9 protein-coding genes are annotated in these 7,889 nt (G+C 42.7%); all 9 read right to left on the bottom strand.

Annotated features, from left to right (window positions below):
- Positions 1 to 9: 9 nt before the first annotated feature.
- A complete protein-coding gene (lipA, locus tag L1D46_RS18780; protein ID WP_130051157.1) occupies positions 10 to 975 on the bottom strand; it encodes a lipoyl synthase in 966 nt (321 codons plus the stop codon).
- Complete coding sequence (gene lipB / locus L1D46_RS18775; RefSeq protein WP_167658326.1) at positions 972 to 1,625, bottom strand: lipoyl(octanoyl) transferase LipB; 654 nt, start codon at positions 1,623 to 1,625, stop codon at positions 972 to 974. Before lipB ends, lipA begins: the two co-directional genes overlap by 4 nt.
- 19 nt (positions 1,626 to 1,644) lie before the next feature.
- Positions 1,645 to 1,923 (bottom strand): DUF493 family protein YbeD, encoded by a 279-nt coding sequence (ybeD, locus tag L1D46_RS18770; protein ID WP_054551674.1) that lies wholly within the window; start codon positions 1,921 to 1,923, stop codon positions 1,645 to 1,647.
- A 183-nt stretch (positions 1,924 to 2,106) separates the two neighbouring features.
- Positions 2,107 to 3,267: a serine hydrolase gene (locus L1D46_RS18765; protein WP_054551673.1), complete on the bottom strand. Its 1,161-nt coding sequence runs from the start codon at positions 3,265 to 3,267 to the stop codon at positions 2,107 to 2,109.
- Positions 3,268 to 3,321: 54 nt separating this feature from the next.
- Complete coding sequence (locus L1D46_RS18760; RefSeq protein ID WP_239978028.1) at positions 3,322 to 4,086, bottom strand: septal ring lytic transglycosylase RlpA family protein; 765 nt, start codon at positions 4,084 to 4,086, stop codon at positions 3,322 to 3,324.
- Positions 4,086 to 5,192, bottom strand: a complete 1,107-nt coding sequence (gene rodA, locus L1D46_RS18755) for a rod shape-determining protein RodA (protein ID WP_167658325.1) — start codon at positions 5,190 to 5,192, stop codon at positions 4,086 to 4,088. Before rodA ends, L1D46_RS18760 begins: the two co-directional genes overlap by 1 nt.
- Positions 5,189 to 7,069 carry a penicillin-binding protein 2 gene (gene mrdA, locus L1D46_RS18750; RefSeq protein ID WP_130051161.1) on the bottom strand — a complete coding sequence of 627 codons (1,881 nt, stop codon included), beginning with the start codon at positions 7,067 to 7,069 and terminating at the stop codon, positions 5,189 to 5,191. Before mrdA ends, rodA begins: the two co-directional genes overlap by 4 nt.
- Before the next feature lie 8 nt (positions 7,070 to 7,077).
- A complete protein-coding gene (gene rlmH / locus L1D46_RS18745) occupies positions 7,078 to 7,548 on the bottom strand; it encodes a 23S rRNA (pseudouridine(1915)-N(3))-methyltransferase RlmH (RefSeq protein WP_036967350.1) in 471 nt (156 codons plus the stop codon).
- 27 nt (positions 7,549 to 7,575) lie between these two features.
- A partial coding sequence (gene rsfS, locus L1D46_RS18740; protein ID WP_239978027.1) for a ribosome silencing factor occupies positions 7,576 to 7,889 on the bottom strand: 314 nt, incomplete at its 5' end.

Here is a 7,889-nt window from a genome sequence, read left to right as displayed (position 1 = left end):
TAAGAAGTCTTACTTCACTTCTTTACCAGCTGCTTGTTGGTCAGCATGGTAGCTTGAGCGAACAAATGGACCACAGGCCGCATGAGTAAAGCCAATTTCGTCTGCATAGTCTTTTAATGCATCAAACTCTGCTGGCGGCACATAGCGTTTAACAGGTAAGTGGTGCTTAGAAGGTTGTAAGTATTGGCCTACTGTTAGCATATCAACGTTATGCTCGCGTAAGTCACGTAACACTTCTTCGATTTCGCTAATCTCTTCACCTAAACCTACCATCAAACCTGATTTAGTTTTCACATTAGGGTGCGCTTCTTTAAAACGACGTAGAAGCTCAAGTGACCACTTATAATCAGCACCAGGACGCGCTAATTTGTATAAACGCGGTGCAGTTTCTAGGTTGTGGTTAAATACATCTGGCGGCGTCTCGATTAAGATATCAAGGGCTCTGTCCATACGACCACGAAAATCTGGCACTAAAATTTCAATGGTGATTTCTGGGTTGTGCTTACGAATTTCACGTATACAGTCAGCAAAGTGCTGTGCACCACCATCACGTAAATCATCACGGTCTACCGAGGTAATAACAACATAGCTAAGCTTCATGTCTTTAATGGTCAGCGCTAGCTTTTCAGGCTCTGCTGCATCTGGCTTTAATGGACGGCCGTGTGCAACATCACAGAATGGACAACGACGAGTACAAATAGCACCTAAAATCATAAAGGTAGCTGTACCATGGTTGAAACATTCAGATAGGTTAGGGCATGATGCCTCTTCACAAACTGAGTGCAAACCATGTTTACGCATCGCTTGTTTAATACCATCAATACGTTCGGTTGATTTAGGTAAGCGAATTTTCAGCCACTCTGGCTTACGTAACATTTCGTTTTTTTCAGTCGGTAAAACTTTAACTGGTATCAGCGCCATTTTTTCTGCATCACGCAGTTTTACGCCTGGTTCCATTTTGACTGGTTTATTCATTCGTTTTCAAACCCTTCAGTATGCTTAACCACAGTAGCATTAAGCTTTTTAATCATGTGTTTTACAAGCCCTGCACCTGCTTGCTCGAGGTTTTGCGGACCGTTAAGGTCGGTTGTTTGCACCATGTTCATGCCAGCATAGCCACATGGATTTATACGCAAAAATGGCGCTAGATCCATGTTTACATTAAGTGCTAAACCGTGGAAAGAGCAACCGCGGCGAACACGAAGGCCTAATGAGGCGATTTTACTATCGTTTACGTAGACACCAGGTGCATCTGCTTTGGCGTAGGCATCAATGTCATATTCTTTTAGCGTGTCAATAATACACTCTTCAAGCCATGTAACTAGCTCTCTTACACCTATTTTTAAACGACGTAAGTTGAACAGCACATACATCATTTGCTGGCCTGGTCCGTGGTATGTCACTTGGCCACCACGGTCCACTTGGATCACTTCGATATCACCGGTATTTAATAAATGCTCAGCTTTACCAGCTTGGCCTTGAGTAAATACAGGCTCGTGCTCAACGAGCCAAATTTCATCGGCTGTGTGCTCATCACGGGTGTCGGTAAAAGATTGCATTTTTTGCCAAATTGGCATGTAACGCTGACGACCTAATTGACGAACGATTAATTCTCTTTCGCTCACGATTTACTCCGTAATCGGTCTATAGCATGTGACGTACGTCATCGATGTTGCTGATCACGTTATAAATTTCTTCAATATGCTCTTTACTTGTAACTGTAGCTACAAGCGTTACAGATTCGTAATTACCTTTGCTGCTTGGTTTTACCTTTGGCGCATAATCGCCAGGTGCAATTGGTTGCAGCTTTTCTAGGATCTGATCTGTTAGATTTACATTAGCTAAACCCATGATTTTAAATGTGAATGGGCAAGGAAAATCTAAATACTCGTCAAACTTAGTATTTTTTACAGGTTGAACCACGACGGTGACTCCTCAAACAGTGAGTATGCTTAATAGAGGTGTTCTCTGCCATTTCTTGGCGTTAAGCAAACTTAGATTACGACGCACTCGACCCAGCGCGACTTATATGGGGCGCATTCTATCATTTTTCAGACAAAAAAAAACGCCTTGCGGTGCAAGGCGTTTATAAACTTTACTAGCAGATTACTGAATTTGTAAACGCAGGTAATCGTAGATCTTGCTAAAGAAGCTACCTTCTTCCACTTCTTCTAGTGTAACTAGTGGGTATTGAGCAATTTCTTCACCTTCAAGCTGTAAGAAAAGCGTGCCTACTTTAGTTCCTTTAGCCAGTGGTGCTTCTAACGTTTTATCAAGCTCGAAGTTTGCTTTTAAGTTTTTACGCTGACCACGCGGGATAGTAATTGGCGTGTCTTCTAAGATACCTAGCGATACGTTTTCTTTGTTACCCATCCAAATACGTTGTTCTGCAAAGCTATCGCCTGCTTTGTATGGGGTAATTGTTTCGAAAAAGCGGAAACCATAGTTAAGTAACTTTTTGCTTTCAACTTTTCGTGCACGCTCGCTTTCAGTGCCCATAACCACCGCGATTAAACGCATGTCGTCTTTAGTTGCTGAAGTGACTAAGCTATAGCCAGCTTCAGACGTATGGCCAGTTTTAATACCGTCAACATTCATGCTTTCATCCCACAACAGTGAGTTGCGGTTGTACTGCTTGATACCATTAAAGGTAAATGATTTTTTAGCGTATACTTCGTATTCATCTGGTACATCACGGATAAGAGCTGCACCTAATGTTGCCATATCGCGTGGTGTTGTGAAGTGTTCGTTAGTATCTAAACCGTGGCTATTTACAAAGTGGCTGTTAGTCATGCCAAGTTTTTCAGCATGCGCATTCATTAAATCAGCAAATGCACTTTCACTACCAGCAATGTGTTCTGCCATAGCTACACAGGCATCGTTACCAGATTGAATAATGATACCGTGATTAAGGTCATCAACACTGATCTGCTTACCTACTTCAATAAACATTTTTGATGACTCAGGAAAATTCTTTGCCCAAGCTTTTTCACTCACTGTAACCATATCGGTTGGAGCAATATTACCTGCTTTGATTTCAGTACCAATAACATAACTGGTCATCATTTTGGTTAAACTAGCAGGTGCTAGCTTTGTATCAGCTTCGCCTTCGGCAATTACTTTACCTGTGGTGAAATCAACCAAGAAATAACCTTTCGCATTAACTTGAGGTGGGGCAGGGATAATTTGGGCTGTTGCAGAAAATACGCTAGCAGTGCAAACAAGGCCACAAACGCCACTTAAGATTTTATATTTTATAGATTTCATCGTACTCATTAATGGTTAAAGTTAAACATGTTGCGTTGACCTATTCTAAAGGTCTTACTCACTGTAAAGCAAGAACGCGTTCTGAAATTGGTTTTGTTTTAGCTTTTCTAAAACAGCCTGTGCTTCTGCGGCATCTTTTATTGGACCAAGACGTAATCGATAGATTCCATCTTTTTCAACAATGTTTGTTGGCACATGATATTGCTGACGAAGTTGAAACGCGAGCGCCTCAACATTAGCAAGAGTACTTCCCGCTGCAACCTGAATGTAGCTTAAACGAGGGGCAGAATTTGCAAGGGTAACAGCCTCAACCTTAACACGGGCTGTACCTTGTCGGTAATAACCCAATTTATAGGCCGCAGAATAAGATAAATCGATAATCCGATCTTCATGAAACGGTCCTCGGTCATTAACACGAACAATCACTGATTTACCGTTATCTAAATTTGTTACTCTGGCAAAGCTTGGTAGAGGGAGTGTTTTATGAGCTGCTGTCATTGCAAACATATCGTAGACTTCACCGTTTGAGGTGTGATAATTATGAAATTTTCGGCCATACCATGAAGCGATGCCTTCTTCTGCATAGCCTGTTTCATCAAGCATTGGCGTGTAGCGTTTACCACGAACTTCGTAAGGGCGACTGGCGCTGGCACTTTTAAAAACAGGGGTAACTATCGCATCTTGCATTTCAAGTTCGGTCGGTTTACGAAGCGGCGCAGCATCATGCTCCATAGCATAGCGACCTTGCTGCGAAGAACTACATGCTGCTAGCAGCATTGAGAATAACGCTATTAATAAGAAATTGACTCGCTGTGTCATTATTTTAAAAGCATCCTTTTATCGGTGGCGATCGACATAATAATGCCAAACCCAGCCATTAAGGTCACCATTGAGGTGCCACCATAACTTATCAGAGGTAACGGAACGCCTACAACAGGCAGTAACCCAGATACCATACCAATATTTACAAATACATAAACAAAGAAGGTAAGGGTTAATGCACCGGCAAGAAGTTTACCAAAAGCATCTTGCGCGTTTACCGCAATATACAAGCCACGACCAATAATAAACAAGTACATACACAGCAATAAACAAACCCCAAAAAGGCCAAACTCTTCGCTTAGAACAGAAAAGATAAAATCGGTGTGACGTTCGGGTAAAAACTCTAATTGCGATTGAGTTCCTTGTAACCAGCCTTTACCTTCAATTCCTCCGGAGCCTATAGCAATTTTCGATTGAATAATGTGATACCCAGAGCCAAGAGGATCACTTTCTGGGTCCAAAAAGGTAAGTACTCGCTGCTTTTGATAATCAAGCATAACATAATGCCAAAATGGCCAAGCTGCTAATGCCACTGAGGCTGATAAAAAGCCAATTAAGCGCCAACTAAGCCCAGATAAAAACAATACAAATATACCTGAACTAGCTATCAAAATAGAGGTACCGAGATCGGGTTGTTCTTTAATTAAAATGGTTGGCACCATCACTATGGCAAAACCAATAATTAAATGCAGTGGACGAGGGGGAAGATGATTGCGACCAATATACCAAGCAACCATCATAGGCACAGCAATTTTCATTAATTCTGATGGTTGGAAACGGGTTACACCTAGGTCAAGCCAGCGCTGCGCTCCTTTTGAGCTAACCCCAAATAATAACACTCCTACCAGCATTAGTAGCCCCACACAGTAAAGCGGAATTACCATGCTTTTTAAAGTATTAGGCGAAAACTGAGCGAGAATGAACATACCGAGAATAGCGCCAAACATACGCGTTGCATGGCGTATCATCATTGCAGAGTCTTGGCCACTGGCGCTGTATACAATCGCTAAACTTGCAACCATCATAGCCAAAAGGGCTACAAGTAGCGGTAAATCGAGGTGTAGACGCTGCCAAATTGAGCGCTTTTTATTTAATGGGATCATGGCGCGTCACTTTGGGTAATTTGAATTGGGTTAGCTGAGAAGTAGTAATCCATTAATTGACGAGCAATAGGAGCTCCAACCGTACTACCACCCCCAGTGTTTTCTACAACTACAGAGACAACAATCTGCGGGTCGTTATAAGGTGCAAAACCAACATAGATAGCGTTATCTCGTTGACGCTCTTTTAGTGACTTAGCGTCGTAACGTTCACCTTGTGCGATACTTACCACCTGCGCAGTACCTGTTTTGCCAGCAGGGTCGTAACTTGCCCCTCTAAATGCTTTATGTGCAGTACCAGTGACTTTGTGCACTGTATTATGCATAGCATCGAGAGCAATTTGCCAATGATGAGGATTTTTTAGTTCCACTGGGGGCTTTTCGTCATTGTTTATTTGCGTTACTTCATTTTCTTTTTTGGCTACTTGCACAAGATGTGGTGGATGATCGAGTCCACGGTTTACCAATATATTGGTTGCGTTAGCAATTTGCATTGGTGTGGCAGTCCAGTAACCTTGCCCGATCCCCACTGAAATTGTATCGCCACGCCACCAAGACTCTCTAAAGCGACCTTCTTTCCACTCTTTAGATGGCATTATTGCAGAAGTTTCTTCATGGATATCAATACCAGATAACTCACCAAATCCAAATTGATACATAAAATCACTGATTTTAGTAATGCCTAAACGATACGCAACGTCGTAAAAGTAGGTATCGCAAGACTCTTCAATGGCTTTGTAAACATCAACATGACCATGACCCCAACGCCTCCAGTCACGCCATTTGTGATCGACATTTGGAATCTGAAAAAAGCCCGGATCCCACATTTGTGTTTGCTCGGTAACGAGGCCTTCCTCAAGCGCTAAAATAGCCATGAGAGGTTTTACTGTCGATGCTGGTGCGTAACGACCCTGTGTAGTTCGGTTTATAAGTGGCCGGTCCGGGTTGAGCAGCTTTTTGTAGTCGGTACTACTGATCCCATGTACAAATAAGTTCGGATCATAACTGGGGTTTGAATACAGAGCTAATACGCCGCCATCTTTTGCATCAAGTACGACAACGGCACCACGCATATCTTTTAGAGCATGCTGGGCTATTTGTTGCAGGCCAATATCCAGGGTGAGTACTAAATCATGACCTGGTTCAGGTGGAGTAAGGCTCAATGTACGAATAACTCGGCCACGGTTATTCACTTCAACACGCTGTGAACCCACCATGCCATGCAGGAGCTCTTCATAATATTTCTCAATACCAAGCTTCCCAATGTCGTGAGTTGCACGGTAATTAGTAGCTTGATCTTCTGCTTCAAGCTTAATGAGTTCTTTTTTGTTGAGTTTGGCAACATAACCTAAGGCATGGGTGAGGGTATCACCATAGGGGTAAAAACGAGCTAACCGAGCTTCGATGCTAAAACCAGGGAATTTATGCTGATTAACAGAGAACTTTGCTACCTCAGTCTCGTCTAGACGGGCCTTTAATACTTGGCTTTTGAAACGGCGATTGTGCTTAATATCATCTAAAAAGTCGGCCTTTTGTTGCTCACTAATTTCGATGATCTGTTTTACTTCTGTTAGAGCTTTATCAAGATCGTCAACTTCTTCAGGGATCACTTCAAGATTGTAAACAGGTTTGTTCTCAGCCAATAATACGCCATTTCTATCGTAAATGAGCCCTCGGTTAGGAGCAATAGGAATGACCTTGATTCGGTTATCGTTCGAACGTGTTTGATAATCTTGATGATCAATAACTTGGATGTTGTACAGGTTAGATAGCAACACACCAATTAACAATGTAACAAACACAAAGCCCACAAAGGCACGGCGAGCAAATAAGTTTGCCTCAGCCGAGTGGTCTCTAATCGTGGGTCTGTGTTTTCGCATTGGTTTTACTACTCGCGATGATAAGGGTGGTTGTTATTCAAGCTCCAGCCTCGGTATAGGCTTTCTGCAACAATAATGCGCACCAATGGGTGCGGTAGTGTAAGGTTTGATAATGACCACTTTTGCTCAGAGGCTGCGATACACTCTGGTGCTAAACCTTCGGGTCCACCAATCAACAAGCTGACATCACGACCATCAAGCTGCCATTTTTCCATGCTTTTCGCCAACTGGTGGGTATCCATGGGTTTACCCGTTACTTCAAGAGTAACAATACGGTTACCTTTAGGAATAGCTGCAAGGGTCTTTTCACCTTCAAGTTGTAAAATACGTTTGATATCAGCATTTTTACCACGTTTACCAGCGGGGATTTCAATAAGCTCAAGCGGCATATCACGCGGAAAGCGACGTTGGTATTCTGTGAATCCGGTTTCAACCCATGCTGGCATTTTGGTGCCAACAGCAATCAATTGTATTTTCAAAATGGTTACCTATGTCCTTGCTAAGGGTTAGCCCCAAAGTTTTTCTAGATCATAGAAGTCGCGAGTTTGGTCTTGCATTACGTGCACAACCACATCACCTAGATCAACCAGCACCCATTCGCCTTCGTTTTGGCCTTCGTAACCGAGAGGCTCTTCTCCAGCATGGCGTGCTTCTTTAGCAACGTGATCCGCAATAGATTGTACGTGGCGTTTAGAGTTTCCTGAGCATACTAATAAGTAATCAGTAATATCAGACTTACCACGAACATCAAGTTGCACCACATCACGGGCTTTCATATCGTCGACTTTATCAAGGGCAAATGCGAGTAGTTGTTTAGAAT

Source organism: Pseudoalteromonas sp. Isolate3 (genome assembly GCF_022398505.1).
In the GTDB taxonomy this organism is placed as follows: Bacteria; Pseudomonadota; Gammaproteobacteria; order Enterobacterales; family Alteromonadaceae; genus Pseudoalteromonas; species Pseudoalteromonas apostichopi.
This window is presented reverse-complemented; position numbering and strand designations above follow the sequence as displayed.

Bases quoted from the DNA above. Each gene is read 5' to 3' on its own strand.
- lipA (WP_130051157.1), bottom strand. From the start codon at position 975: ATGAATAAACCAGTCAAAATGGAACCAGGCGTAAAACTGCGTGATGCA.
- L1D46_RS18765 (WP_054551673.1), bottom strand. From the start codon at position 3,267: ATGAAATCTATAAAATATAAAATCTTAAGTGGCGTTTGTGGCCTTGTT.
- L1D46_RS18760 (WP_239978028.1), bottom strand. From the start codon at position 4,086: ATGACACAGCGAGTCAATTTCTTATTAATAGCGTTATTCTCAATGCTG.
- rodA (WP_167658325.1), bottom strand. From the start codon at position 5,192: ATGATCCCATTAAATAAAAAGCGCTCAATTTGGCAGCGTCTACACCTC.
- mrdA (WP_130051161.1), bottom strand. From the start codon at position 7,069: ATGCGAAAACACAGACCCACGATTAGAGACCACTCGGCTGAGGCAAAC.